At 67.9% G+C, this 23,039-nt stretch carries 49 protein-coding genes and 1 pseudogene; 28 read left to right on the forward strand and 22 right to left on the reverse strand.

All coding sequences use genetic code 11. The features are described 5' to 3' along the window. Positions 1-21: 21 nt before the first annotated feature. The 21 genes from MFF55_RS00270 to MFF55_RS00370 all read right to left on the reverse strand — a co-directional run bounded on the left by MFF55_RS00270 (position 22) and on the right by MFF55_RS00370 (position 9,716). Positions 22-231, reverse strand: coding sequence for a hypothetical protein (locus MFF55_RS00270; protein ID WP_238241917.1), 210 nt, complete (start codon positions 229-231; stop codon positions 22-24). Next, entirely contained in the window at positions 224-1,291 is a 1,068-nt protein-coding gene (locus MFF55_RS00275; RefSeq protein ID WP_238241918.1) for a phage Gp37/Gp68 family protein, read from the reverse strand. Before MFF55_RS00275 ends, MFF55_RS00270 begins: the two co-directional genes overlap by 8 nt. Then, positions 1,284-1,610 carry a hypothetical protein gene (locus MFF55_RS00280; RefSeq protein WP_238241919.1) on the reverse strand — a complete coding sequence of 109 codons (327 nt, stop codon included), beginning with the start codon at positions 1,608-1,610 and terminating at the stop codon, positions 1,284-1,286. Before MFF55_RS00280 ends, MFF55_RS00275 begins: the two co-directional genes overlap by 8 nt. Further along, positions 1,603-1,908, reverse strand: coding sequence for a hypothetical protein (locus MFF55_RS00285; protein WP_238241921.1), 306 nt, complete (start codon positions 1,906-1,908; stop codon positions 1,603-1,605). Before MFF55_RS00285 ends, MFF55_RS00280 begins: the two co-directional genes overlap by 8 nt. Continuing rightward, positions 1,905-2,138, reverse strand: a complete 234-nt coding sequence (locus MFF55_RS00290; protein ID WP_238241923.1) for a hypothetical protein — start codon at positions 2,136-2,138, stop codon at positions 1,905-1,907. Before MFF55_RS00290 ends, MFF55_RS00285 begins: the two co-directional genes overlap by 4 nt. After that, complete coding sequence (locus tag MFF55_RS00295) at positions 2,138-2,623, reverse strand: hypothetical protein (RefSeq protein ID WP_238241924.1); 486 nt, start codon at positions 2,621-2,623, stop codon at positions 2,138-2,140. The genes MFF55_RS00290 and MFF55_RS00295 overlap by 1 nt, the downstream gene beginning before the upstream one ends. After that, positions 2,620-3,075, reverse strand: a complete 456-nt coding sequence (locus MFF55_RS00300) for a DUF7694 domain-containing protein (protein ID WP_238241925.1) — start codon at positions 3,073-3,075, stop codon at positions 2,620-2,622. The genes MFF55_RS00295 and MFF55_RS00300 overlap by 4 nt, the downstream gene beginning before the upstream one ends. Beyond that, the gene (locus tag MFF55_RS00305; RefSeq protein WP_238241926.1) at positions 3,072-3,575 is read right to left on the reverse strand and encodes an ASCH domain-containing protein; all 504 of its coding nucleotides are present in this window, start codon (positions 3,573-3,575) and stop codon (positions 3,072-3,074) included. Before MFF55_RS00305 ends, MFF55_RS00300 begins: the two co-directional genes overlap by 4 nt. Further along, positions 3,575-3,952 (reverse strand): hypothetical protein, encoded by a 378-nt coding sequence (locus tag MFF55_RS00310; RefSeq protein ID WP_238241927.1) that lies wholly within the window; start codon positions 3,950-3,952, stop codon positions 3,575-3,577. The genes MFF55_RS00305 and MFF55_RS00310 overlap by 1 nt, the downstream gene beginning before the upstream one ends. After that, positions 3,952-4,737 carry a zinc-finger-containing protein gene (locus MFF55_RS00315; RefSeq protein WP_238241929.1) on the reverse strand — a complete coding sequence of 262 codons (786 nt, stop codon included), beginning with the start codon at positions 4,735-4,737 and terminating at the stop codon, positions 3,952-3,954. Before MFF55_RS00315 ends, MFF55_RS00310 begins: the two co-directional genes overlap by 1 nt. After that, entirely contained in the window at positions 4,737-5,096 is a 360-nt protein-coding gene (locus MFF55_RS00320; RefSeq protein ID WP_238241930.1) for a hypothetical protein, read from the reverse strand. Before MFF55_RS00320 ends, MFF55_RS00315 begins: the two co-directional genes overlap by 1 nt. Next, the gene (locus MFF55_RS00325; protein WP_238241937.1) at positions 5,093-5,569 is read right to left on the reverse strand and encodes a hypothetical protein; all 477 of its coding nucleotides are present in this window, start codon (positions 5,567-5,569) and stop codon (positions 5,093-5,095) included. The genes MFF55_RS00320 and MFF55_RS00325 overlap by 4 nt, the downstream gene beginning before the upstream one ends. Beyond that, positions 5,566-6,210, reverse strand: coding sequence for a lambda exonuclease family protein (locus MFF55_RS00330; RefSeq protein WP_238241947.1), 645 nt, complete (start codon positions 6,208-6,210; stop codon positions 5,566-5,568). The genes MFF55_RS00325 and MFF55_RS00330 overlap by 4 nt, the downstream gene beginning before the upstream one ends. A gap of 459 nt (positions 6,211-6,669) precedes the next feature. After that, positions 6,670-7,446, reverse strand: a complete 777-nt coding sequence (locus tag MFF55_RS00335; RefSeq protein ID WP_238241949.1) for an ERF family protein — start codon at positions 7,444-7,446, stop codon at positions 6,670-6,672. Then, positions 7,443-7,652, reverse strand: coding sequence for a hypothetical protein (locus tag MFF55_RS00340; RefSeq protein ID WP_238241951.1), 210 nt, complete (start codon positions 7,650-7,652; stop codon positions 7,443-7,445). Before MFF55_RS00340 ends, MFF55_RS00335 begins: the two co-directional genes overlap by 4 nt. Then, positions 7,649-7,870, reverse strand: coding sequence for a hypothetical protein (locus MFF55_RS00345; RefSeq protein WP_238241952.1), 222 nt, complete (start codon positions 7,868-7,870; stop codon positions 7,649-7,651). The genes MFF55_RS00340 and MFF55_RS00345 overlap by 4 nt, the downstream gene beginning before the upstream one ends. Beyond that, the gene (locus MFF55_RS00350; RefSeq protein WP_238241953.1) at positions 7,870-8,154 is read right to left on the reverse strand and encodes a hypothetical protein; all 285 of its coding nucleotides are present in this window, start codon (positions 8,152-8,154) and stop codon (positions 7,870-7,872) included. Before MFF55_RS00350 ends, MFF55_RS00345 begins: the two co-directional genes overlap by 1 nt. Continuing rightward, the gene (locus tag MFF55_RS00355; RefSeq protein ID WP_238241954.1) at positions 8,154-8,450 is read right to left on the reverse strand and encodes a hypothetical protein; all 297 of its coding nucleotides are present in this window, start codon (positions 8,448-8,450) and stop codon (positions 8,154-8,156) included. The genes MFF55_RS00350 and MFF55_RS00355 overlap by 1 nt, the downstream gene beginning before the upstream one ends. Next, positions 8,444-8,701 (reverse strand): hypothetical protein, encoded by a 258-nt coding sequence (locus MFF55_RS00360; RefSeq protein WP_238241956.1) that lies wholly within the window; start codon positions 8,699-8,701, stop codon positions 8,444-8,446. The genes MFF55_RS00355 and MFF55_RS00360 overlap by 7 nt, the downstream gene beginning before the upstream one ends. After that, positions 8,698-8,925, reverse strand: a complete 228-nt coding sequence (locus MFF55_RS00365) for a hypothetical protein (protein WP_238241958.1) — start codon at positions 8,923-8,925, stop codon at positions 8,698-8,700. The genes MFF55_RS00360 and MFF55_RS00365 overlap by 4 nt, the downstream gene beginning before the upstream one ends. 452 nt (positions 8,926-9,377) lie before the next feature. Next, positions 9,378-9,716 (reverse strand): helix-turn-helix domain-containing protein, encoded by a 339-nt coding sequence (locus tag MFF55_RS00370; RefSeq protein WP_283206680.1) that lies wholly within the window; start codon positions 9,714-9,716, stop codon positions 9,378-9,380. A 95-nt stretch (positions 9,717-9,811) separates the two neighbouring features. Here MFF55_RS00370 and MFF55_RS27025 point away from each other — a divergent pair, with 95 nt between their 5' ends. From MFF55_RS27025 to MFF55_RS27030, 9 genes and pseudogenes are all read left to right on the forward strand, one after another. Beyond that, a complete protein-coding gene (locus tag MFF55_RS27025; protein ID WP_373874683.1) occupies positions 9,812-10,045 on the forward strand; it encodes a helix-turn-helix transcriptional regulator in 234 nt (77 codons plus the stop codon). A gap of 782 nt (positions 10,046-10,827) precedes the next feature. Further along, positions 10,828-11,178, forward strand: coding sequence for a hypothetical protein (locus MFF55_RS00375; protein ID WP_238241961.1), 351 nt, complete (start codon positions 10,828-10,830; stop codon positions 11,176-11,178). Further along, positions 11,175-11,417 (forward strand): hypothetical protein, encoded by a 243-nt coding sequence (locus MFF55_RS00380; protein ID WP_238241962.1) that lies wholly within the window; start codon positions 11,175-11,177, stop codon positions 11,415-11,417. Before MFF55_RS00375 ends, MFF55_RS00380 begins: the two co-directional genes overlap by 4 nt. Positions 11,418-11,499: 82 nt before the next feature. Next, positions 11,500-11,913 carry a hypothetical protein gene (locus MFF55_RS00385; protein ID WP_238241964.1) on the forward strand — a complete coding sequence of 138 codons (414 nt, stop codon included), beginning with the start codon at positions 11,500-11,502 and terminating at the stop codon, positions 11,911-11,913. Between the two features lie 57 nt (positions 11,914-11,970). Further along, positions 11,971-12,324, forward strand: coding sequence for a Gp49 family protein (locus MFF55_RS00390; RefSeq protein ID WP_238241966.1), 354 nt, complete (start codon positions 11,971-11,973; stop codon positions 12,322-12,324). Positions 12,325-12,371: 47 nt separating this feature from the next. Beyond that, positions 12,372-12,809: a hypothetical protein gene (locus MFF55_RS00395; protein WP_238241967.1), complete on the forward strand. Its 438-nt coding sequence runs from the start codon at positions 12,372-12,374 to the stop codon at positions 12,807-12,809. A gap of 75 nt (positions 12,810-12,884) precedes the next feature. Continuing rightward, positions 12,885-13,157, forward strand: a complete 273-nt coding sequence (locus tag MFF55_RS00400) for a DUF2312 domain-containing protein (RefSeq protein ID WP_238241971.1) — start codon at positions 12,885-12,887, stop codon at positions 13,155-13,157. 41 nt (positions 13,158-13,198) lie between these two features. Further along, complete coding sequence (locus MFF55_RS00405) at positions 13,199-14,005, forward strand: MT-A70 family methyltransferase (protein WP_238241972.1); 807 nt, start codon at positions 13,199-13,201, stop codon at positions 14,003-14,005. Between the two features lie 5 nt (positions 14,006-14,010). After that, positions 14,011-14,151: pseudogene (locus tag MFF55_RS27030) on the forward strand (helix-turn-helix domain-containing protein); the annotation flags it as partial. A gap of 300 nt (positions 14,152-14,451) precedes the next feature. Here MFF55_RS27030 and MFF55_RS00415 read toward each other — a convergent pair. Further along, positions 14,452-14,763, reverse strand: a complete 312-nt coding sequence (locus MFF55_RS00415; RefSeq protein ID WP_238241974.1) for a hypothetical protein — start codon at positions 14,761-14,763, stop codon at positions 14,452-14,454. Between the two features lie 22 nt (positions 14,764-14,785). Here MFF55_RS00415 and MFF55_RS00420 point away from each other — a divergent pair, with 22 nt between their 5' ends. The 19 genes from MFF55_RS00420 to MFF55_RS00510 all read left to right on the forward strand — a co-directional run bounded on the left by MFF55_RS00420 (position 14,786) and on the right by MFF55_RS00510 (position 23,023). Beyond that, the gene (locus MFF55_RS00420) at positions 14,786-15,547 is read left to right on the forward strand and encodes a hypothetical protein (protein WP_238241979.1); all 762 of its coding nucleotides are present in this window, start codon (positions 14,786-14,788) and stop codon (positions 15,545-15,547) included. Next, entirely contained in the window at positions 15,544-15,942 is a 399-nt protein-coding gene (locus MFF55_RS00425) for a hypothetical protein (RefSeq protein WP_238241983.1), read from the forward strand. Before MFF55_RS00420 ends, MFF55_RS00425 begins: the two co-directional genes overlap by 4 nt. Before the next feature lie 95 nt (positions 15,943-16,037). Then, on the forward strand, positions 16,038-16,337 hold the full coding sequence (locus tag MFF55_RS00430) for a hypothetical protein (RefSeq protein ID WP_238241986.1): 300 nt from the start codon (positions 16,038-16,040) through the stop codon (positions 16,335-16,337). Positions 16,338-16,413: 76 nt separating this feature from the next. Further along, on the forward strand, positions 16,414-17,268 hold the full coding sequence (locus MFF55_RS00435; RefSeq protein WP_238241987.1) for a hypothetical protein: 855 nt from the start codon (positions 16,414-16,416) through the stop codon (positions 17,266-17,268). A 36-nt stretch (positions 17,269-17,304) separates the two neighbouring features. After that, positions 17,305-17,508 carry a hypothetical protein gene (locus MFF55_RS00440; protein ID WP_238241989.1) on the forward strand — a complete coding sequence of 68 codons (204 nt, stop codon included), beginning with the start codon at positions 17,305-17,307 and terminating at the stop codon, positions 17,506-17,508. Between the two features lie 106 nt (positions 17,509-17,614). Continuing rightward, positions 17,615-17,911 (forward strand): hypothetical protein, encoded by a 297-nt coding sequence (locus MFF55_RS00445; protein WP_238241990.1) that lies wholly within the window; start codon positions 17,615-17,617, stop codon positions 17,909-17,911. Positions 17,912-18,194: 283 nt separating this feature from the next. Further along, the gene (locus MFF55_RS00450; RefSeq protein ID WP_238241993.1) at positions 18,195-19,076 is read left to right on the forward strand and encodes a recombinase family protein; all 882 of its coding nucleotides are present in this window, start codon (positions 18,195-18,197) and stop codon (positions 19,074-19,076) included. Positions 19,077-19,092: 16 nt separating this feature from the next. After that, positions 19,093-19,275 carry a hypothetical protein gene (locus tag MFF55_RS00455; RefSeq protein WP_238241994.1) on the forward strand — a complete coding sequence of 61 codons (183 nt, stop codon included), beginning with the start codon at positions 19,093-19,095 and terminating at the stop codon, positions 19,273-19,275. A gap of 1 nt (position 19,276) precedes the next feature. Continuing rightward, positions 19,277-19,630, forward strand: coding sequence for a hypothetical protein (locus MFF55_RS00460; RefSeq protein ID WP_238241996.1), 354 nt, complete (start codon positions 19,277-19,279; stop codon positions 19,628-19,630). Between the two features lies 1 nt (position 19,631). After that, a complete protein-coding gene (locus tag MFF55_RS00465; protein WP_238241999.1) occupies positions 19,632-19,859 on the forward strand; it encodes a DUF2829 domain-containing protein in 228 nt (75 codons plus the stop codon). A gap of 153 nt (positions 19,860-20,012) precedes the next feature. Further along, positions 20,013-20,159, forward strand: coding sequence for a hypothetical protein (locus MFF55_RS00470; RefSeq protein ID WP_238242001.1), 147 nt, complete (start codon positions 20,013-20,015; stop codon positions 20,157-20,159). Continuing rightward, entirely contained in the window at positions 20,159-20,299 is a 141-nt protein-coding gene (locus MFF55_RS00475) for a hypothetical protein (RefSeq protein WP_238242003.1), read from the forward strand. Before MFF55_RS00470 ends, MFF55_RS00475 begins: the two co-directional genes overlap by 1 nt. Continuing rightward, positions 20,299-20,508, forward strand: a complete 210-nt coding sequence (locus MFF55_RS00480) for a hypothetical protein (protein WP_238242009.1) — start codon at positions 20,299-20,301, stop codon at positions 20,506-20,508. Before MFF55_RS00475 ends, MFF55_RS00480 begins: the two co-directional genes overlap by 1 nt. Next, positions 20,508-20,726 carry a hypothetical protein gene (locus tag MFF55_RS00485; protein ID WP_238242011.1) on the forward strand — a complete coding sequence of 73 codons (219 nt, stop codon included), beginning with the start codon at positions 20,508-20,510 and terminating at the stop codon, positions 20,724-20,726. The genes MFF55_RS00480 and MFF55_RS00485 overlap by 1 nt, the downstream gene beginning before the upstream one ends. A gap of 1 nt (position 20,727) precedes the next feature. Next, entirely contained in the window at positions 20,728-21,081 is a 354-nt protein-coding gene (locus tag MFF55_RS00490) for a hypothetical protein (protein WP_238242013.1), read from the forward strand. 3 nt (positions 21,082-21,084) lie between these two features. Then, positions 21,085-21,849, forward strand: a complete 765-nt coding sequence (locus MFF55_RS00495) for a terminase small subunit (RefSeq protein ID WP_238242017.1) — start codon at positions 21,085-21,087, stop codon at positions 21,847-21,849. Positions 21,850-21,851: 2 nt separating this feature from the next. Further along, positions 21,852-22,172, forward strand: a complete 321-nt coding sequence (locus MFF55_RS00500) for a hypothetical protein (protein ID WP_238242019.1) — start codon at positions 21,852-21,854, stop codon at positions 22,170-22,172. A gap of 2 nt (positions 22,173-22,174) precedes the next feature. Beyond that, entirely contained in the window at positions 22,175-22,723 is a 549-nt protein-coding gene (locus MFF55_RS00505) for a hypothetical protein (RefSeq protein ID WP_238242021.1), read from the forward strand. Between the two features lie 57 nt (positions 22,724-22,780). Continuing rightward, entirely contained in the window at positions 22,781-23,023 is a 243-nt protein-coding gene (locus MFF55_RS00510; protein ID WP_238242028.1) for a hypothetical protein, read from the forward strand. The last annotated feature ends 16 nt before the right edge of the window (positions 23,024-23,039 follow it).

Here is a 23,039-nt window from a genome sequence, read left to right on the forward strand (position 1 = left end):
GCCAGATCCGGGATGATGGGCTTAGCCACCCGCGTCCTCCGGCACGCTGGTCCGGCAGTCTTGCAACTCGACGAATGTTTCGCCGGGCAGGACCTCGCGCATGGCTTCGGCCGCCTCACGGGTGCGCCACATGCAGCCGTAACGGAGCGAGCCGTCGGCCCGGCGGTAGACGTTGCGGCAGTCGCCGAGATCGGCGGGGATGGCGCTGGTCCGACGATCCTGGTCAGACATGGCGCACCTCCGGCATGCCGTTGTGCTCGACGCCGTCGAGGAGCCGGCCCGCGGCCTTCTTGCCGACGCGGGTCACGGCGATTTCACCTTCGGCCTCGTCGGGATAGCGATCGTCAGGGACGTCGAGTCCGCCTTCGCGGTCCAAGATCATCCAGTCCGGACCTCGCATCTCGGGCGCCCAGGCGCCGTACTGCTTGAAGTGGAAGGCGACCCTGGCCGCCTCGCATTGATCACGGATCGCGCGGGCCCAAGCCGGGTGCATCGGCCGCGCACCGGGTCCGCTCTCCCCGCCGACGATGATCCAGTCGAGACGGGAGCCACGGCATGGGTCCGGCTTGACCGGCGTCATCGTCTCGATGCCGGTCAAGGCATCCACTTCCAGCGTACCGCCGCCAAGCATCTTTAGCACAGCGCGGAAGTCGATCGGCCCGAGCAGCGGCTCGGCTGAAACGTACCGCACCGCCGCCGGCGTCGCGAGCAGGTCCGGGATGCGCTGGTCCGCTCTGCGCTGATCCTCGGCCGAGACGCCTTTCCAGACATTCGGGAGCGGCCAGCCCTCCGGGCTCTCCATCTGCACCACGATCTGCCGGCCGCGCTCCATCTCGGCGAGCGAGCTCTTGGCAGTGATCTTCGCCATAGCCATGGCGATGCGCGCCTTGACCAGGGGGTGCGTGAGGTATTCTCGCATCCGCGCCGAGCGCTTGGTGAGGACCTGGAAGGTGTGCCAGTCGGCCAGCGCCATCACTGCGAAGACGCGGTCGATCCAGGCGTCCGGCACACCCGGCGCGAAGAGATCTCCATGGGCGCAGACGAAGATCAGGCGCGGCCGGCGCCACTGGAGCGGCTGCAGGAGCCATTCCTCATTCAGCCGGACTTGCCCGTTCCAGACCGGCCCCGCCGCAGTATCGAGGGTCAGGCCTGCGCGAGACGGATGGTTCTTGAGCCGGGTACCGGCGAGGCCCATCGCGTAGCAGTTCGTGCAGCCGGGCGAGATCACGGCACAGCCTGTGATGGGGTTCCAGGTCGCATCGGTCCATTCGATGGTGCTGGTCTCAGCCACGGCGGGCCCCTTCCGCGTCTTGGTCTGCTGGAGCATGGGTTGCGGCTTGCCCCTCGCGCAGGCTCGCCTCGAACGCCGGCATACCGCCGCCGCCAGGACCAAAGTGCTTCTCGATGGCCTCGGGGCCGATCAGCCGGCGGGCGCGCTCCAGGTCCGCAGGATCGTCCAGGCGGAAGGTCGCCAGCGGTTTCGGACCGTCGGGGAACGCCGCGCGGTAAGCCTTCTCGGCTTCCCCTTCGCAGGCGAGGCACCCTCGGCCGTAACACCACCGGCAGTTTATGTAGCGATGCCCGTCGAACCTCACTCTGTGGTTAGCCACGCCGGGCCTCCTCGATGCGACTGCGGATGGACCGGGCCTTCTTCGCGAGGGCCAGGGCGTTGAGCCGGCCGGCCGGGACCGTGCGCAGCGGCGACGGCTTCCCGACGAGCACAGCCCGGGCGTCGTCCGGATAGGTCGCGATTTCGCCCTCGGTGAAGCCGGCGGCGCGGAGGTGCGCGTCGGTGCAAGCCCCCTCCGGTCCCCAGGCGTGGTCGCGCATGGTCTCGGCCATGAGCAGGATGCGCTGGCGCCGATCGGGCGCGTGGCGGGCGGCCAGGATGAGGGACGGCGCCGTCATAGCAAGGTGTTCTCGCTTGGCCCCACGATGCCGGCCGCCTCGCGCCGGTAGGGCATTTCGATAAGCTCCTCCTCGAAGGCCATGAGCTTCCCCAAGTCGTGCGTTTGGGGCTGAACGGTCGCAACCCAGGCGAGGACCTGGAGACCAGTGTCGGTCGTGCCCGACCACACGCGGCAGGGTGTGCCCTGCACCAGTTCGAGTTGGCCGGTTGGTTCAAGAGTGAGCTTCATCACTTCGGACCTTCGATCTGCAGGAAGGGGACGAGGGGCGCGAGCTCGCCCCTTTCGTGAGCCAGGGCCATGCTCTCGCGAACGGCCTCGCCAAAGGTGACGCTCGCGCCCGGCGGCATGGTGTTGGCGAGGAACTCGTCCTCGAACACGACGATGCCGACCTCGACGGCCTCCAGCTTCGCCTTGATGACCAGGGCGAGCGCCCGCCACCTGGAGCGGCAGGCCTGCTCCCAAGCCTCGCGAGCCGCCGCCGGCGTCCGTGCCTGTCGCCGTGCCTCAGTGTGGGTGAAGGCCCGGCTCTTCGGGTCGGGCATCGTGAGCCGGAACAGGATGCGACGGCCGCGCATCGTGAAGGTGATCGCGGCCTGAGTGTCGCTCTCCATGTGCGCGAACTCAGTGGCGCCGTACCGGCGGACCGTCGTGCGCACCTCGGCGATGCTCTTGTCCGTCGATACGGACGTGTCGGCAGCGTAGCGGCGGCTCATGTTGCACCCCCACGCGCATCGACGGCCGCCAAGGCGCGCTCCCGCATCGCCATCCGCACGCCGAGCGGCATGCGCCGCGCCTCCTCGACGCTCACGCCGGCGATCCCAACCATCTCGCCCGGTGGGCGCGGTATCTCGACATGGTGCGGCCGCCAGAGATGCAGGCAGTAGGGATGGTTGTTGATGTGGTCGGCGGCCGGAACGTGGAGCTGCATCGCGCACTCGTCGTCCCGGAAGAAAAGCTCCTTGATCCGGGACATCTCAGGCCAGTTCGGGCAGCGCTTTCGGTGCGAGACGCTGACGTGATCCCAGTCCATGAGGGCGGTGGCGATCACCCGCAGCGTCGAGCCTGTCGCCGGGCACGGCACGTCGAAGCACCCGCCGTAGGACGTGTTCGCAGGACAACCCGGGAGCCGGATGGCGTAGGCGTCGAGGAGTCGAAGGTCCCTCATGCCGCCGCTCCGATGTCGAGCGCGTCGGCCGGCGCTGTCCAGGGCCAGAAGCCCTGCGCGCCCTTGGCCGCGATCGGCGGCTCGAACGGCAGGATCCCGGTCAGCGGCCAGGCGAAGTTGCAGTGCTCGGCGCGGTCGCTGTCGTTGAGGACGCCGCCAAACTCGCCGACGATCTGGTCGGCCCGGACCGGCTCGCCGAGCACCGCCGTCCCCAGGACGTGGGAGAGCGGCAGGATCCCGGGCGAGGTGTGCGCCTTCTCCAGGATCGGGATGGCGATGTCCGGCCGGAGGCACGTCGTCCAGGCCTCGTCCGAGCGGAGGCGCACCAGGAGGTCCGCGATCTCGTCGCGCTTCACCTTGCGCGCGCCGGCATGGATGCCGATGCGCTTGCCGCGGAGGGCGCGCGGTGCGGCCCAGCCCCGGAACTCATAGGGCTTCGCGCCGAGCACGATGAGCGTCGCCCACGGTTGCCAGATCGTGATGCAGGGAAGGTTCGGCATCAGGCGCAGGCCTCCAACCGGGCTTCGCGGCGGGCCAGGGTCATCAGGCGCTGCCGCACGGAATGGGGCTGTCGACCAAGGTGCCGGGCGATCTCGCTGACGCTTCGCTGCTCGGCTTCCATCGCGAGGATCTGCGCATCGTCCTCGGGCGTGAACCGACGCACCATGTACCCGTTGCGGGTCGTTACGAGCGGACCGCGGATCTCTATCGAGACGCTCGGCGGCTTGGGTGTCTCCACGCCGAGCCGGAGGCACTGGTACGAGACCGCACTCACAGAGCAGCCCAAAGCTCGGGCAATGACGGCGTGCGTCTTGCCCCGTTCGCGCATCTCGACGAGGCGGTCTAATTCGGCGTCTGTCAGCTTGCGGGTAGGCATCAGGCCGCGGCTCCTGTCGTGGCTGGAGTGGTGGCTTGGGTCGGCCGCACGCCGCGCTCGGCGAGGGCTTCAAGGTCGGGGATCATCTCGGCCGCGAGCTCGTCGCGGCTGTACGTCCAGCCGGGAAGGCACTCGTGGGAGTAGCGGTCGTTCTCTCGCAGGAGACCGGGCAGCTTGGACCAGGTTGTGAACCACATGCCGCGCCGCGGCCGGGCGAGGTCGGCGTGCATGGTGCCGGGCTCGCCCCACTCGGCCGGCTCGGCGAGGGCAGCGCGCAGCGCGCGAGCCGCTTCCGCCGCGGTAGCGCGCTCCTGCATCGTCGGCGCCGGCAGCGGCTTGGGCTTCGCCGGGCGCTTGCGCTCGGTGCGCGCCCACTTCGCGACCTGGTCGTAATCGACGCCCGACAGGGCCTTCCACGCGGCGCGGCACTGCTCCAGGTCGAGGCACGCGATCTCGGCCGCCTCGCGCGGCAGCTCCAGCTTGTCGGCGAGGAAGCCAACGAGCCGGGACGCGGCGAGCTTCTGGGCGCCAGCACCGTTCCCGGCCTGCCGGATGATCGGGTCGAGGCGGCGCTCCTGGAGCAGCTCGCGTGCGTTGCGGGTCTCGGGCCCGGCCGGCGTGCCGATCGGCGCCCCGGTGTCGGGATCCGCGAGGCACCAGGCGTCCTGACAGACCCCGCAGGACCAGACTTGCGCGAACGAGTGCGAGGGATCCCGCAGGCCGGCGTCCATGCCCAGGACGCTCTGGGCTTCGGTCCCGCAATCGGCGCAGAACGGACCCGTCATCACCAGGTCCACCCGTAGCGCTCGAAATGCCGCGCCCGGCGCTCGTCGCGCGTCCTCCAGCTCTTGAGACGGCGCTCCAGCCGGAAGGCTTCACGCTCCGCGTCGCGGATGCCTTGGTCGATTGACGGCGGGAGCGGCCAGTTGAGTCGACGCGCGGCATGGTCGGCGACCGTAGCCCGAAGCGAGCGAGCCGTTAGGTTCGCAGCGGCAATCGCCGCCACGATCGCGTCCGTCCCATCTTTCAACTGGACGTGGTCCGAGCCAGCGCAGACCAAGCCGCGCTGGTGGTGGAGGCGGACCTTGCCGTCCATCTTGAGGGCGATCCGGCGCCCGCAGACCTGGCAAGCCGCGCCGTTCATAGCCCGGCCCTCGCCATCTCCGCGACCATGCGGACGCGCTCCTCGCGCGAGTAGCCGGCCTGCCGCAGCCTGGCGCCGTCGGCGCTGTACCCCCGCGGGTAGATGCGCCGGGACTCGTAGAACTTCCGGGCGTTCGCCTTCGTAAGCTCCCGATGACAGGGCATGTCCCGGACCCAGTTCAGGACGCCCGGGTCCGTAACGTCGAGGGCCTCGGCGATCTTGCGGATGGAAGCGCCGTCGGTCCGCATTGCGCGGGCCTTAGCTTTCAGTTCGGCGTAGAGGATCCCGCTGCGCGGGTGCCGCGCGGGATTGCAGGATATATCGGCCGTCCACTTCCGGACGGTGTCGCGGCTGATATCGAGAGCCGCGGCGATGGCCTCCAAGGAATGGTGCTCGGCCCGCATTGCGCGGGCCTTGGCTTTCAGCTCGGAGTAGGGGACGCCGCTGCGAGGGTGGAGGAGAACCGTGGTCATGCGGCCTCCCTGATCGCGAGGCGATCCCGGAGCGCGGCCTCGCGGCGGGCGAGCTCCTCCAGGAAGGCGGCGACGTCGGCCTCGATGGCGGCGATCGCCGTCTCGTCGCGTGGGACGCGCACAACGAAGATCCGCATCTCGTCGGGCATGCGAGGATCGTAGGAGACGAAGTCGCAGAACTGCCGCCCCGTGCAGGCCATCTGGAACTGCATCTGCGGGAGGTAGTCTTCAGGCGCCGTGCCACGGAGCAGGGTGCTCACATGGGTGACGCTCATGGGCGCCTTGATCTCGATGAGGCCGTCGGCATCAACGAACCCATCGGGAGAGGCGCCGGCCTGCGAGTATCGTGGGTGTTGAACAAAGCCGACCTGCACGACGTCGACGTCGTGGAGGAACTCGTAGGCTCGGCGCGCGGCCGGCTCCTGCTCGGTTCCCCAGAGCATTTCGACGGAGGTGAAGTGCGGCGTCGCCTGACCGGTCAGCCGCTCGGCGAGAAGCTGAACCATGTACTTTTCGCGGGCCGCAGTGAACTTGCCGGCCTTCGTCCGTTCGATGACGTCGGCGACACGGGAGGCCGTCACGCGGCCTAGCCGCGCCTGGTGCCACGCAGCGCTCCCCTGGATCATTTCAACGGCGCTCACTGGCGACCTCCTGAGACTGTCTTGCGTAGAAATCGCGCATGTTCCGGCGCCGACAGGCTCGGCACCCGCGCTTGCCGTCTGGCCGCGAATAGAGATTTTCGCCGGAGAGCTCGTGACCGGCCGCGCAGGTAGTCTTCACCGCACGGGGTCGCTTATTCTTGCTCTGGACCTCACGAGTGGCCCACACGCAGTTGCCGGGCTCGTAATTGCCGTCGTTGTCCAAGCGCTCGATGGAGTGCGCCGGCGATGGCCGTGGCCCCATGTCGGCCAAAAACTGCGAGAAATCTTTCCAGGCGGCGCAGACGCTAATGCCGCGACCGCCATAGTACTTGTACGCCTCAAGCTTCTGGTTGGTGCATCGGGAGTGCATCCCCGACCAGCAGGTATATTCCGGCGCGCGCCGTCCGCGCCGGTTGGACCCGTGGGTTACTGCGCCTGGAATTCCGCCCGGACCGAACATCAGCGCCCCGCCTTGCGCTTGAGCTGATTGACGGCGAACTGGAACTTGCTGGCCGGAATGTCCGAGATGCTCTCGGCTCCGATGAACCCGAGGAAGCGGTTCACGTCAGACCGTGTTTCTCCGATCAGCCGCCGGATCGTCTCGGCCTGTTCGTCGGAGACGAACTCGTCCCCGCCCTCGTCAGCCGGAGCGACCCGGTTGCCGTCGTTGTCCTCGTTGGTGAGGGCCACGTTGAAAACGAGGAGCGTGAGGTACCGTCGGCCGTAGCTCATGGTGGAGCCGAAGGCCTGGATCCCCGTCTTGTTGGCCCGTCCCTGCGCGCCGGCTCCGTCGGCCGGCAAATCGGCTTGGTGGCTGCGTGAGAAGCCGCCGGCGTGGGCCACCTTGCAGACCAACCGGTAATGGCCCGCGAGAGGGCAATCGACCGTGTCGAAAGACAGGCTGAACCCGTGCTTGGTGTAGATCGGGGTGATCGCCTGGGCGATGTGCTCGAGCTTCGCGTAACGCGAATTGGTGTGGCTGTTCTCCGCTCGGCGGAGGACCTGGGGCAGTTCGGCCTGCGCCGCACTCATTGCGGCGTTGAACGCCGTCTCGGCCTCGCGGGCGAGCATCTTCTCCCGCATCTCGAACAGCCGCTCCATGCGGTCGAGGTCGACGCTCGGGTCGCGGGCCGCCCGCTCGATCAGTGAGAGGATGGTGGCCGGCTCCCCCGTGGGCGCGGGCGGCGTGGGCTCGTCACGCGTGGCGACGTCCTGCTTGAGGGCGGGCGTGCTCATCTTTCCTCCTGGAGCTTGGCGAGTTCGGCCCGCACCGCGTCGAAGTCGGTCGGCGCGCGGTTGCGGCGGGCGTGGTTGGCGCGGAAGACCTCGAAGAGGTGCTCCGCCATGCGGGTGTCCTGGGCGACGGAGTCGACCGACACGAAGCGGTCGTGCAGCCACTGCGCGGCGACAGCCGGCGGGATCTGGTCGAGGGCGGCGCTCACCGGCGCACCCACAGGCCGAAGAGGAAGGCGACGGCGCCGGTGATGAAGCCCGGCACCAAGGCGAGGATTCGGACGATGTGTCCGCCGATCGCCTGGGCGGTCTCCACGGTGTCGGCCGGCGTCTCCGCGCCGCCGACGAGGCGGGTCGCCACCTCGTGGACGGTCCAGATCGCGGCGAGCAGCAGCGGCCCAGCGACGAAGATCAGGGAGGGGGCCATCACGCGGCGCTCTGCAGGCGGGGGGTGGTGACCTCACGCGCGTTGATCGACAGCGCGGCGATGAGGTCGGCGAGGCTAGCGTGCCATTCGGAGGCGGCCTCGCGGAGCGGCGTGGGCACGTCGGCCCAGCGGAACCAGAGGCTTCCGGGCGAGCCGTGGGAGAGGGCGACGCACCACTCCCCAGTCTCAGGCTCGCGGTAGACGAGGCCGGCCCGCATCCCGTCGATGACGAGGTCGAGCATGTCGCGATTGGGATAGGGTGCGAGGGCGAGGTGCTGGCGCATCAGAACCAGTCCTCGCGCGGGTCGTAGTCGTGGCTCCGATCGAAGTCGTGCCGCTCCAGGATCTCGGTCTCGATCGCCTCGCGCTGGTCCGTCGTCAGGAGCGAGAGGACGTTGGCGCCCGTGATGTCGCGCGCCGAGGCGACCGAGATTTCGGCCGGCTCGGCCGGGTAGCAGTCCTCGGGCAGGCCGAAGGTGTTGCCGGGGCAGCCGTAGCTGTCGATCGTGAACTCGATGTCGAGCGTGCGCTCGCCGTCTGGATCGCGAGGATCGGCGGCGGTGAAGGAGACGGTCACCATTTCTCGGCTCCCCGCATGTCGACGACGTGGGTCAGCGCGATGCAGCCGTGGCCGCCACTGACCTGAACAACCGCGGTGTGGCCGCTCAACACGTGGGCGCCAGGCTCGACGATCCTGACGACGTGAAGCGTGCCCATGCCGATCGCGCCGGGCCAGACGCCGATGGTGTCGCCGACGCTGTGCTTCGCGTTGAAGCGATCGCAAGCGATCTGCATCTTCTTCGGGGAAAGGCGACGGGGGCCGGCCATCACGCCACCCGTCCGTAGCGGCCCTCGAAGGGCACCGGCTCCGTGATGCCGAAGGCCTCGCGGACGGCCAGGCGCTCCGCGGCGTAGCGCTCGGCATTAGCCTGAACCGCCGCGATCGCCCGCATGATCGCGGGGCTTTGGGTGGGGAGGATTCGTGCGGTGGTCGGCGGGCCTTCCGGAAGCGGGAGCTTCCAGGCGCCGCGGCGGCTGTGGCGGGAGAAGGGCACGGGCGGGGCTCCATCGCGGGGAGGCGATGGAGCTACGTTACGTTCGACGTAACCTGAACGTCAAGCGCAATGTTGCGTCAGACGAAACTTTCCGGAGGCTGTCGTTTGCACCCGGTTCTAGGGTGTAGGCAGAAACGCAAAAGCCCCGCGTAGGCGGGGCTCCGGGGCTGCAAAGTTGCTGACGCCACAGCCGCTTTACGCGACTGTCCCTGATGAAGGCGCGCTACCGATCCATTCTGATGTAGCAAGGATCGTTGAAGGCTCCGCAGCCCTTGCTCGACATCTCGATGTAACAAGGATTGCGGCTGCTTGAACCGCATCCGTTCAACTGCGCCTGGGCAGGTAGGATCGCGGGCTTCAATGCAAGGGCTGATAGTGACAAGGCGATTATGGTCAAGACAATCTTCGTGTAACCGTCGATCATTGGTTTAGCCTCGCGCCTTTGGTTGTTTTTAGCCGTCCGTTCCTGTCTTATCACCCACTATAACCCGCATGATGGTCACTATCTGCTCACGTTCAGCTTCTTTGGCGCGCTCCCATAATGACCAGGGTGCGCTCGTATCTTGCGGATTGCGCATGATTAAGTCAGCGGGCTCACACATCAGCGCGTAAGCACAAGCTTCTAGGAAATCCTGCGTGTAGCTAGAAATGTAGTTTTCAACTCGAGATATACTCGCCTTGGTCGTCGCCATACGCTCAGCAAGCTGCTCTTGTGTAAGGCCACGATAGGCCCGCCACTCCGCGATGAAGTGTCGTCCCCGCGCGCGGTCACCTTTAACTCTCCTCGGCATTTCGGGAAGTTACACGAGGTGTAAACAAGCGTCGTCCACATCCCACGCAACAACCGCTTGACGACTCGGTTACGTGCAACGTAACCATGTCGGCCATGACGACGCATCCTCTCCGAGAATACCGGGAAGCCGAGAGCCTGAGTCTCGACGCCATCGCCGCTTTGGTAGGGCGGTCGAAGGCGTCGATCTCGCGCATCGAGACCGGCGACCAGCAGCCTTCGCCTGAACTAGCGCGGGCTATCAGAGACGTGACCGGCATCCCGCTTTGGAAGCTCAGGCCTGATCTTTGGGATGCCCCAGAGACTCCGCAGCCCGAGCGGGCTGCGTGATGCGCTGGCCCCTCTCGATCATCTCGGCCTGGCTGAACGACCGCATCGATGCGCGGATCAGGACCCTGCAGGCTGGCGACCGCGCCGATCATACGAGGGCCGTGAAGCTTCGCGGAGACATCGCGGCGAGCGCTGCACCAGCTGCGGGCGACCTGGAGACGTCCGAAACCAGGTCGATCCTGCCCGGTGTGGCGGTGGCCAGTCGGGGCGAGCCGTCTCCCCTTGGCCGACGACTGCACCAAGGCAGGACGACAGGAGGTAAGGACCCCGCCGTCCTGCGGTGGTCGGTGTGGTCTACTCCCGTTGGAATGAGGCTCGAACTGACGGTCGAGCAATCCCTTCCAGAAGGCTGCGAAGGACGCGCTCCACGAGGAGGTGCGGGCTCGCTGACGGATCTGCTTGCGGGCCTAAAATGCCTGGGCAGTGAATTATTAGACGAGTTTGCGCGTCCGGCTCGTCGAGGGTCACCGTGATGGTGCTGTCCTCGCCCTCGTCTCCGCTGAACGACACGATCGGATCGTTCGGTTCTTCCGTCATTCAAAGCTCCATCGGGTTGGTTCGCACCTCCGATGGTAAGCGGCGCGGGCCGCGTGTCGACTTGTCCACGCGGCCCGCGTTCGCTTCGTACCTCCGCGCTCGGCCTGCGCTCCCCAGCCCGTCCGATCGCGCGTCTGCGTCTCTCGTTCATCGCGATGCGAGGCGCTGAGATGTCGTTCGCCCCGACCATGCGCGGCATGCTCTCCCCTGCCTCACCCTCGATGCCGGCAGCATCGAGGAGAGCCATGGGAAAGTCGCACCTTGTCGTCGCCCAACTGGGTGATGCCGAACGTACAACTGTCCAGGAGCGCACCACTGCGTTCCTGCGCCAGGTCTACCCGACCAAGACGGCCGAGAACGTCGCGGCCGATACGGGTATCTCCGCCAACACCATCGCGAAGTGGCTCGACCGAGGCTCGGCGCCGACCTCCTGGGCTTTCCTGCGCCTGCTCACCGCTTACGGACCCGAGCTCGCCTGTGCGGTGATGACGGACCCGCCGGCTTGGCTCGATCGTGCCGCGCGCGAGGAACAGGCTCGTCGCCTTCGATGTGAGATCGCCGACCTACAGGCGCGTCTCGATGGAGCGGGGCCATGAAGGCCGGCGGCATCGGTCGGTTCCTGCGCGCGGCCTCGGGCGCGCTGCTGCGCCTGTTCGCACGGGCCCTCCTCATCCCCGTTCGCGGAATCGAGCGGCTGGCTGATCGGATCGATCCGCGGCTGTCGTGGCCGGTCGGCCCCAACGGCCGTTCGCCGCCTGCATCTCCACCCCGAGAGTGGGACCCCCGCCTCTGGGATCGCACCGGCGGCCGGACGGCGAACGAAGCCCGTGACTGAGCGGGTCCTATTCCGCCGCGGCGCAAGAGAGGCCGCCGCCCACCTGGATTGCCCGGCGCTGGGCCGGGTCTGAGGAGCGCCCATGCCGCCGTTCAAACCGACCCACGTCTCCCACAAGCTGGTGGAGGCCTATCCCCTCGTCGAGCTGCAGAAACGGGACGACGGGCGCCACATCGCGATCGTCGACGTCGGTGGATACCGGTCGCCGATCGAGGTGCCGGCCAACATCACAGCGCGCGGCGAGCCCGAGCCCGGTTCGATGCTGGTCCGGTACGAGCCCGACGAGGCGCACCCGGAGGGTTACATCGCGTTCTCGCCGCGTGGGCCCTTCGAGGGTGGCTATCGGCCAACCGGCGCGGATCTGGTCGACTCCCTCTTCGGCATCCTCCGCGAGACCCTCACCAAGCTCGGCCCCTCGCGGGAGGCCTCCGTCACGATGACGAACCTGGACACGGCCCGGCTCTGGGCCGGGAAGATCCCGCGCCTCGGCCGCTAGACCCACGTCCATCGGGCGGCGCGGTCGCGTCGCCCTTCATCCGGAGGAGACCCGACCATGTCGACGAACGAGCAGGCCATCGAGCGCGAGATCCAGGCCAGAGGGCTCACCGCACCGAGGCTCACCCCGGGCGATATCGACGCGACGATCGTCGGCGAGGCCTACCACCGCTTTCCGGGCACAACGCTGATCGTGTGCGCCTTGACCCTGCGCAACGGGTTCACGGTCACCGGCGAGAGCGCCGCCGCCAGCCCTGAGAACTTCGATCCTCAGATCGGCGAGCGGATCGCCCGGGAGAACGCCCGCAACAAGATCTGGGCGCTGGAAGGCTACCTGCTCCGCCAGCGCCTCGCCGCCGCGGCCGATGCCGCCCGCGGCCAGGACGACGCCGTCCAGGCCTCCGCGCGCTGACCCTCCCGCCGCTTCCGCGCGTCCCGCGCTTCACCCCGGAGAGCACCGTGTCCGATCTCGTGAAAATGCTCGTGCAGGCGACCGACCTCGCCGAGCACCAGGCCAAGCACTTTCTGCAGCTCCTCGCCGAGCACATGCGCGAGCAGCTCAGCGACATTGCCGGCGGCAAGGGCCAGGTGAAGGACCTCGAGGAGGTTCGCGAGAACTTCTCCGAGCTCCTGACAGAGCAGGCGGCCGAGCTGCACAGGGCCTTCGGCGAGCAGCTCGACACCATCCGCAACGACATGGGCGAGCTGCGCAAGGCGGCCGACGCCGCGCTCCAGGCGAGCACCGCCGGCGCAACGGTCGATCTGGCCCCGCTCACGGAGCAGGTCGAAGCCATCGAGGCCGCCGTCCGCGAGCTCCCCGACCTGGAGAAGCGTCTCGGCGCCGCCGAGACCAAGCTCAAGGCCCTCGCGAAGAAGCCCGCGACTGCAGCCGCATAGCCCCAACGAAAAGGCCCGGCCCACGTCGTCAGCGCGGGCCGGGCGGTGTCGATCTCGTCTCTTGCGTAGGCCCCAATGAACAGCACAGATCGCCCATCCGGGCAAGTAGACCCGTCGTCAGTTGCTGCCGATCAACTGAAATCTTTCATCGAGCGAATAGAACGGCTCGAGGAGGAGAAGGCCGGATTAACTTCGGATATTAAAGACGTCTACGCGGAAGCAAAGGGAGTTGGCTTCGACCTCAAGGCTCTTCGCAAAATCGTGAGCCTCCGGAAGAAGGACCACGCCGAGCGGCAAGAGGAAGAAGCCATCCTGGAGCTCTACCTCCAGGCGCTCGGGATGGCCTAGCAATGGCCGCCCCCACGTTCCTCCCCAGTCAGATTCACGCCATGGCCCTCGCCCTCTTGGAGCGGGAGCGAGCGGAGGGCCGCAAGCGCATGTCGCTCGGCGCGAAGGGCCGGAAAATTTCCGGACCCTCCGACGTCCGCGATCGCGTCGGCCGCCACTTCGGGATCTCCGGCCGCCAAGTCGAGAAGATCGCCGACGTCTGCCGCGCGGCCGAGGCCGACCCAGTGCGTTACGGCCACCTCCTCGAGGAGATGGACCGCACCGGCAAGGTCAACGGCCCTCACACCAAGCTCCTGCGCGCCCAGGACGAGCTGCGAGTGCTCAACCTGCGCCCGATCGAGGGGCGCTTCCGCACCCTCGTCCTGGATCCCGCATGGGGCGAGGACAACATCTCGGCCGCTGCCGGGCATACCTACGCCCTGCAGTCCGTCGACGAGATCGCGGCGATGCCCGTGCCCGACTGGGCGGAGGACGATTGCCACCTCTACCTCTGGGTCACGAACAACGTCCTGCCGGTGGCCTGCGATCTGATCGCGGGTTGGGGCTTCGCCTACAAGACGGTGCATACCTGGACCAAGCCGGACATCGGCCTCGGCCGCTACTTCCGGAACAGCACCGAGCACGTCCTCTTCGCCACGCGCGGGGAGCTGCGCACCCGGGCGCCGGCGCGCTCCACCCGCACCGATCACGACTGGCCCGTCGGCGAGAACAGCGAGAAGCCGGAGGGCTTCTACGACCTGGTGCGCGCCTGCAGCTTCCCGCCCTACGGCGAGGCGAACCAGCGCAAGCCGCGGCCTGATTTCACGAACCTCTACGAGTCGGCCCCGCTGCTCATGGCGGCGGAGTAGCCGCCATGTCCGTCGAGGCACGCACATGGGCGAAGACCGTCACCGTCGGAAACTCCACGGCGAAGGCGGTGCTGCTCGCGATCGCCGACTTCGCCAACGACCAGGGCGAGGCGTGGCCGAGCCAAAAGGCCATCGCCGACCTGACCGAGTTCACGGACAGGTCCGTGCGGGCCGCGATCGCGAAGCTCGAGGAGCTCGGCTTCCTGCAGTGCGAGGCGCGATTCCGGAAGGATGGCGCTCGCACCAGCGACCGATTGCTCCTCGCGATGACGGCTACCCCCCGGAAGGACGTTCCGGGGGGGTCGGAATCTGGTGCCTCACCCCCGGAAGGACGTTCCGCACCCCCGGAAGCACGTTCCGGACTCACTTCGTTTGAACCGTCACAGAACCAGCACTCGAACCAGAAGACGAGTGGCACTCCGGCCGAGCGCGAATCTGGACTGCCGCTAGAGCAACGCGACGACCAGGCCCGGCAGGATCGTCGAAAGCAGGTCGACGCGGCGGTTCGATCGCTGTGCGCCATCACGGGCAAGAGCCAGGTCTCGGCCCGGGCCGCCATCGCCTACTGGCTGAGCCTCACCTTCGACGAGCTGACGACCGTCTCCGCCCTGATCGCGGAGGCCGACCGGCGCGAGGTGGTCGATCCCTCGATGTGGATCGAGCGGCAGATCAAGCGCCGCCGCTTCCAGGGCCAGGACCCGCCACCCGGGAGCCAGCAGGCCCCGACCGGGCAAGCCGCCCGAATGCTCGAAGTCCAACGCAGGCTGAAGGAGAGGAACGATGCAAACGGCGGGGGCAGTGGCAACGGTCAAGCGCCTGGAGCTCGAGGCGACGATCTCGGCGTTCCATGGGCGGCTGGAGCCCCATCCGGTCCTTCCGCACCGCTTCTGCGTGCCGCGCGGCGCGGCGCCTACGACGCAGGAGAGGCAGCAGCTCTGCGACGTGCGCGCCCGCCTCGAGGCGCAGCTTGAGCCCTGCCACGACGAGCTGGCGATCGAGGCCGTGGTCGGCCAGTACCTCCTGGGATACGAGCAGGGCCGCGGCGGGAGCGACCTGAACACGGCCGCCCTCAACGGGCGCTACGTGAAGGCCTTGAGCGGCTTCCCCCTGGCCGCGATTCAAGCGGCTGTCGATCGCCTCGACAGCGCCCGGCCGCTCATTCCGCGCAAGCCTACGTTCCGGCCGAACCCGGCCGAGATGGCGGAGGAGGTTCGGGCGGGCACGATCGCGGTCCGGGCCCGCCTCGTCCATGTGCGCCAGGTCCTCGAGGCCGAGGTCTACGATCCACCGACCGAGGCGCAGAAGGCGAAGGTGGCCGCGGCCGCGGCCGAGTTCCTGAAAACCCGGCGCGTGCCGCTGGACGATCGGGGCGACGCCTTCAACGACGGTCGCACGATCGAGCACGAGCCGGTCCCCGGCCGAGCCGAGGAGCGCGAGCGCCAGGCGCTCGCCCAGCAGCTCGCCGGCCTGCGGGAAGCCGGCACGGATCCCGGCCTCGGCCGGCTGATGTCCAACCTCGACCGCCGGCAGGCCGCGCGATGAGCGCCGCGCTCGCATATGCGCTCGGCCTTGAGGCTGAAACCGTCGCGATCTGGCGTCGAGAAATCGAGCTGATCGACTCGTACAAGATCCCGTGCCCGGGTCAGTCCTGGCGACACTGGCCGCGGGTCCAGGCCGGCATGCTCCTGTTCCTAGACGACTGGGGCGTCGCCGCGATCGAGGCGGGCTGGACCGATATCGGTCTCTTCGGCGTGCATCGCCGGATGGGTGCGGTCCGCGCGGACTCCACTGGCGCCCTGGTCACCTTCACGCCCTACCAAGTCGAGGCGCTCGCTTCCGGCGAGATCCACTTCGTCAACGGCCTGGTGGACCGCGGCCTGACGAACCCGGCCGAGAGCATCCCGCTCTGGTCGTTCGTGAACGGGGGGCGTCGCTGAACCCATCCGGGCCGGACCCGCCATCTGCACCTGCCGGAAACTGGAAGGGGCCAGACGTCGATCATTGGCTCGTCGCAGCCTTTCGAGCCATGCCTATGACCGCGATCTACGCGCCGCGGGGCAACACCTTGGCGACGATCGCCGGCAGCAACGTCCCCAGCGCGACCTTCGACATTGTCGCCTTTGCCGTCACCGTGCTCGGCCCGAAATCGGACGAGCTCCGCGCCCTCCTAATTTGGGCTCGGACCAAGGCCACCCGGGGCGATATCGGCGGATCGATCGCACAGTTCTGTGCGGAAAAACGCTGGCCTCGCTCAACGTTCGAGGACCGGCGCCGGCGGGCAAGCGAACGGATCGCCGAAGCCAAGAACCGCGCCGACGCCGCAGGCAAGTGATGGCGAGTAACATTTGCTTGACACCCGTAAAGCGGGAGCCCGACGACTGCCTTGTTCTTAAGCAGTGAGGCCCGCCGTGGCAGTGAAGGCAGCCGAGTCCCCTCTACTTCTCAGCATCTCGGCCGTCCGGAAGCGGAAGCCGTCGGCCGAACGCCGGCGCGACCCGCGCGGCGATCGGTACAATCCCGTTGGCGCCTACACGCCAGGCGTAGGCCTCGCCCGCGGTCCGCAGGCCTTCGGCATCGGCACTCCCATCGACCAGCCGAAGAAGCGCATCGTCGTGACCCTCAAGGACGACAGCGTGACCGCTGCCGTTGCCGATCCCTACGAGCCCGGCAAGCGCATCCAGGCGACCGTGAATCGTCGGGTCGACGTGCTCGAGCACGAGCGCGCCAACGGGCGCATCACAGTCTCGCAGTATGAGACCGCCCGCCAGGTCCAAGCGATCTTCGAGAAGGCCAGCGGCGCCCGAAACACCGGCGACGTCGACTATGGCGATGTGCGGATCTCTGACCCGTCTCGCCGGCCCGAGACGCTGGACCTCGACTTCATCCGCGCGATCAGCAACGCCCGCGAGGTTCAGGCCCTGATGCGCCGGGTTCACGCGGCGATCGGCGAGACGCCGGCGCACTTCCTCCGCGAGCTGCTCTGCCGCGGCGGCACCATCAAGGACTATGTCCGCTCCAAGGACATGCTCGCCAGCGACCGCAAGGTCACCGAGATCGCCGTCCGGTTCCGGTACCTCCTCGAGGTCCTGGACGAGGCCTTCGCCGCCCGCGGGCTGGTGGTGAAGGACGAGAACGGCGATCGCGTCATCCGCGCAGAGGTCGGCACCGCCACCGGCGAGGAGACCGACGAGCGCGGCCGTGTGGTCCCAGCCGGCCATGGGCATCTGTGGGGAAGGCACCCTGCCGAGGACACCGCGGAGTAGGCATGCCAGGATGCTCCCTCTGCAAGGAGGAAGCGCATGCTCTGGTTAGAACTGACATCCTACGACAAGAAAATCCTGGTCAACATGACAACGGTTGCAAACATCGAACCGTATGAGGATTTCACGATCCTGAAATTCGCGACGGCCTCTGGGCAAGGTATCCACCAAGTGCAGGTAACGGAGAGCACCGCTCAAATCGAACGACTGCTCAACAGGGGCAATGCACTCGTGAGCCGTTGACCCGACGGCCGTTCCGCGTCACAACACCACCGTCCGAGACGACCGCCCGCAGCCGCAAGGCCCGCGGGCGTTTTCGTTTTTATCCCCCTTATATCGCCGGCTGCACATGACCGCTCACGAGATCGCCCACGCGATCGAGGACGAGGCGCGGGCGTTCAGCCGCGCCCGCTTCACCGATCAGGCCTCCTACCTGGAAGCCAAGGACGCGCACTGCCGGCGCATGATCAACCTCTCCATGTCGATCGCGCGCGAGCTCGGCACACCGCCGCGTCTGAGCCTCGGCACCGGCCGGCGCCAGTTCGGCGAGGTCCGCTTCGACGTCCAGCTCCGCACCCGCAGCCGCGTTAGACTTGGTACTGGCCCTCGTTCGCCATCGCCTCTTCGTCGCTCCGGATGCGCCTGATCACCTCAATAGCCTCCTGCAGGGCGATCATGGGTCTCGGGTCGATGTTGCCAGTCGTATCGCTGGCAATCTCGTAGACGGCGTGGCGCCGCAGCGCGATCAGCTTGGCCTCTGCGTACTGGGCATAATCGGCGGACTGGCTGGGTCTGTAATCGGTCAAGGTTCAGCTCCGGGTGAGCGGTGACGCAGCCATCGTAGGGCCGATCAAACCCATCCGAAATGTCGTGATTGGGGAATTGTCCTGGTAATTCCCCAAACCCTCGAGGGCCACGCCTAAAACGCTATGAGTGACAGCGGTTTACAGGCGCTTTCAGGGTCGCGGCGCACCAGCCGCAACCGGGCCAGAATAAAAACCCAAGAGGCCGCCAAGGCGGTCGTTGCCACCCGGGCCGTCGGATACCTCCGGGTCTCCACCGATGAGCAGGCCGCCACGGGTTTCGGCCTCGAGACCCAGGAACGCGCCGTCCGCGCCTTCGCCGAAAGCCAGGGATATGAGCTCGTCGACGTGGTCACAGACGCGGGCGTTTCAGGCGCTACGCGACCTGCAGAGCGAGCCGGCTTCGCTCGCGTACTGGAGCTTTCTGAAAGCGGGCGGGTCTCTGTCCTCCTGGTGTACCGCTTCGACCGGCTCGCCCGCGAGATCCGCTACGCCGTCACCACGGTCGCCGAGCTCGCCGAGCGACACGACGTTGGCATCCGCAGCGTCACTGAGCCCATCGACACCGCAACCCCTATGGGGCGGACGGTTTTCGCGATCCTCGCCGGCATGGCCGAGTCCGAGCGCTTCACGATCCGAGACCGCACCGCCGGCGGCAAGCTCTCCAAGGCCGGCCGCGGCGGGTTCGCCGGCGGCCGAGCTCCCTACGGCTACCGTACGGACCAGGTCGGCAACCTCGTCGTCGTCGACGAGCAAGCCGCGATCGTCCGCCGGATCTTCAAGGAGCGCGGCCCGGCCCGTCGGCCGAAGCGGACGCTCCAGGCGATCGCCGACGGCCTCAACGCCGACGGCATCCCGTCCCCCACGGGCAGGAAGTGGCGCCACGACGGCGTGAGCTACCTGCTCGACAACCCGAAATATCGCGGCGCGATCGAGTACCTGTTCACCTGGACAGGCACCGAGCAGCACGTCCTCCAGCCAGGCGCCCACGCCGCGATCATCGGCTGAACGGAACCCTCACAGCATGAACGCTTTCGCCGCCGCCCTGCGCCTGCAGGAGGATCGCAATGTGCTGCTCGCTCGCCGGCAGCAGCTCCGGATCCTGGACCACATCGCGGGCAGGCCGCCCAAGGTCCTGCGCAAGCTGCGCCGCCTGACGCTCGAGAGCGCGACCCGCCGCGTGCTCGGCCTCAAGGGCCACCGCTGACATGACCGACGAGCCGGTCTGCTCCGTCTGCTCGAGGCTCACGCGCCTGTCGTGTGAGCAGCCCAACTGCCCGACGCGCGTGCGCGCCGTGAACCTGGCGCTGGTCTCGGCCGTCACGCCGATCGCCGCGCTCAAGCGCCAGGCCCTCGAGGTCGATCGCGCCGTCTTCGACGAGGGCCGCCTCCCGAAGGTCGCCGAGTGGTCCGGGATCCTGGAGATGATCCTCAAGCTCGATGAGCGGCCGTCGGCTACCGAGGACGGCGCCGAGTACTCCGACGAGGAGCTCGAGCTCGCCCGACTCCCCGCGCCGGCGATGAAGCCCGCCGGCAACGTCGTCCCGTTCCGGAGGCGCTGACATGAAGATCGGCGCTGCGATCGACGCCCTCGAGGCGGGCAAGCGTGTGGCCCGCGAGGGATGGAACGGGAAGCGGATGCACCTGGAGCTCCAGGTCCCGGATGCACACTCGAAGATGTCGCTTCCCTACGTCTTCATGTTCACGGCCTGCGGAAATCGCGTGCCGTGGCTCTGCTCGCAAACCGATCTGCTCGCCAGCGATTGGCAGGTCCTCGAGGCGGACGCCTGATGCCTCGGCTCTGCGCGCTCCTCCTCCTCGCCGGCGTCGCCCTCGCGTCGCTGTCTCACCGCCCTCGCACCGCTGTCGCGTGGGGCCTCCCGATCTCGCGGACGGTGCATTGATGACCCTGCTCGTCGCCTTCGTCTGGGGCTACTTCGCCGGTTGGGCCTGCCGCTGATGGACTGGACCTTCCGCCTGGCGTTCGAGCTCGAGACGCGCCGCGCCGATCATCGCGTGGCGTTCTCCATCGGCCCGATCGGGACCGCGGCCTCCCTCGCCTGTGTCGCTCTCCTGATCTGGGGCCTGTGATGCTGCACACCTTCGTCGACGAGTTCGTCCGCACGGACGAGCCGCAGCCCCCGATCATCGAGGCCTGGCGCCTCGCGCTCCTGTTCGTGGCCATCGCCGCGATCGTTTGGGGCGTCCACGTCCTGGTGGCGATGCCCTGATGCAGCTCGTCGCCGTCATCCTGGTCTGCGCCATCACTACGGCGCCGGCCGACTGCACGCGCGAGTCCGCGCTCGACGTCGTGGTCCGCCCTGTGGCCATGCCGATGGAGTGCATGAGCCAGGGCCAGGCCCTCGGCGCCAGCGCCCTCGACGTGCGGCGCGAGGACGAGCGCTACCTCATGGTCCGCTGCGAGAAGAGGGCGAGCTGATGTTCCGCGACTGGGTTCTAGCCGCCTGCGACCTGTTCTTCGGCGCGCGCCGCCCGTGGCGGGATCTCGAGCTCGAGGCCGAAGCTCGCCGCCAAGCAATCGTGGCCTTCCACATGCGCCATGCGGAACGGATCTGGACCGCCCGGGACCAGGCCTGGGCGACGCTCAGCCCGGCCGAGCGCGAGTTCCTCCACGGCTCACACTCCGGAGGCCGCTGACATGCCCGTCCTGAAACACGGCGACGTCGTCGTCATCGTTGGCGCCGTTGAAGTGCGCAGCGAGCTCACCGGCCAGCTCGACACTGTCCCGACCTATCGCGTGGTGGTCGAGGACCGCGAGAACGCCACCATCACGCTTGAGCCGGTGTCAAAGGGCGTGCTGCAGGCCATCGCGCCTGAGAAATACGAGGCGGCCGTCGGCGAGCTTCGCGCGCACCGCGAGCTCAATCCCATTCGCACCCGGCACCAGCTGCTCAAGGAGATCGGCGCGCCGCAGCTCGAGTCCCTGGCCGACGTCGAAGCGCGGAACGATGCGCGTTGGGCAGCGGCGCTCGGCGGCAGGCCCCCGCAGTAAGCCATGTCCCTCACCGACAAGCAGGCCGCGTTCGTCCAGGAATACCTGATCGACTTGAACGCCTCGGCCGCCGCGCGTCGAGCCGGCTACAGCGAAGCGACGGCCGCGCAGGCCGGCTACGAGAACCTGAGGAAACCTGAGATCGCCGACGCGATCGCCGCGGCCCAGGCCGAGCGCTCGCAGCGCGTCGAGATCACCGCCGACCAGGTCCTCCGCGAGCTCGTCGACATCGCGCGGACCGACGCCAACGAGCTGATCGAGCACCGGGTTGGCTGCTGCCGGTTCTGCTGGGGGCTGGACCACCGGTACCAGCGCACGCGCAACGAGATGGTCCGCGCCGAGGCGACCCACGCCCTCGACAACGAGGCCCGGATCAAGAAGGGCGAGCCCACGACGCTCTTCGATCCGGAGGGCGGCATCGGCTACGTCGGCAACCGCGAGCCGCATGCCGACTGCCCGGAATGCTTCGGCGAGGGCATCGGCCGCGCCGTCTTCAAGGACACCGCGAAGGCCTCCCCGGCCGCGCGCCGCCTCTACGCCGGCGTGAAGATCACCAAGGACGGAATGGAGATGAAGCTCCACTCCAAGGAGCGCGCCGTCGACCTGCTGTTCAAGCACCTCGGACTGAGCGCGCCGGACCGCCACGAGCTCACGGGCAAGGACGGCGCCCCGATCGAAACCCGGGACATGAGCCCGATGGCAGCGGCCCGCCGCATCGCCTTCACCCTGGCCCGCGCGCAGCGTGAAGCCGCCAAGCCCAAGGACTGACTATGGACACCACCGACAGCTTCGCGCCCAAGCCGAAGGGCACCATCGCGATCGCCGCGACCGTAGCCACGGCCGCCACGGCTCTCGCCACCAACGACCAGGTGCGCATTGTGAACAACGGCCCCAGCGACTGCCGGGTCGAGTTCGGCAAGGCTGACACCGTGGCCGCGACGAAGCCGGTCGTTGGCGGCGCCTTGGGATCGGTGCTCCTGAAGGCCGGCACAGTCGAGATCTTCAGCGTGCCGCCCAACACCACCCACATCGCGACGCTCGGCGAGACGGGCAACGCGGCCCTCGAGGTCACGCCTGGCGTCGGTCTGTAGTCATGGCCGGGTTTTTCGTCCCTTCTTCCGAGCGGCGCGAGCAAGCGCTCTTCGAGGGCCGCTACTTCGTCTTCACGACGGGAGAGCAGACCCTCGGGTCCTCGCAGTTCCTGAACGTGGTGATGTCCAACCCGGCCAATTCGGGTAAGCGGCACATCATCACCAAGCGACGCTTCGACAACAGCGTCGTGAGCGGTAACGCACCGCTCTCCTACGGCGGCATCGCGCTCCCGGTTCTGTACGCGACAGGCACGACCGGCCTCGTCACGTCGAACGGCTCGAACCTCACCCGCGACGGCGTGAACCCTCGGCCAGCTTCCCTCCTGACCCTGCAGGCTCTCGTCTCCGCGACCCGTCTCAACAACGCGGCCGGCAACGCGAACCCGACTGGTGCCGGTAGGCTCGCGACCGGAGGCATGCCGACCAAGCTCGAGGAGTCCTTCATCCTCATGCCTGGCACGACCTTCGGCCAGTTCATCCAGGCCCCCGCCGGCCTCGGCGCTTCGGTCAACGCCGGCCTGACCTTCTACGTGATCGAAGAGCCGCTCTAGGCGCCTTCACGCTCGAAGCCTCCCCCTCCCACAGCTCGAACCAACCGGAGACCAGCAATGGCCGACGTCGTCTATTCGCAATCCAAGATCATCACGCCTGGCACCCCCGTCGTCCCAGGCACCGGCATCGGCATCGCCGGCGGCTCCGCGGCCGGGATCGTCATGCTCAAGATGGCGAACGGCGGGAAGTATGCCGTGAAAGCCGACACCTCGCACGCGCAGATCGACGGCCTCGCCGTCGTCGACGTCATCGCGGCCGAGACCACGGCCGTCGGCGCCATCGTCTCCGTCCTCTCGTAGGCGCAGCGACCTTCCC

The organism is Methylobacterium iners (assembly GCF_022179305.1).
GTDB classification, from domain to species: Bacteria; Pseudomonadota; Alphaproteobacteria; order Rhizobiales; family Beijerinckiaceae; genus Methylobacterium; species Methylobacterium iners.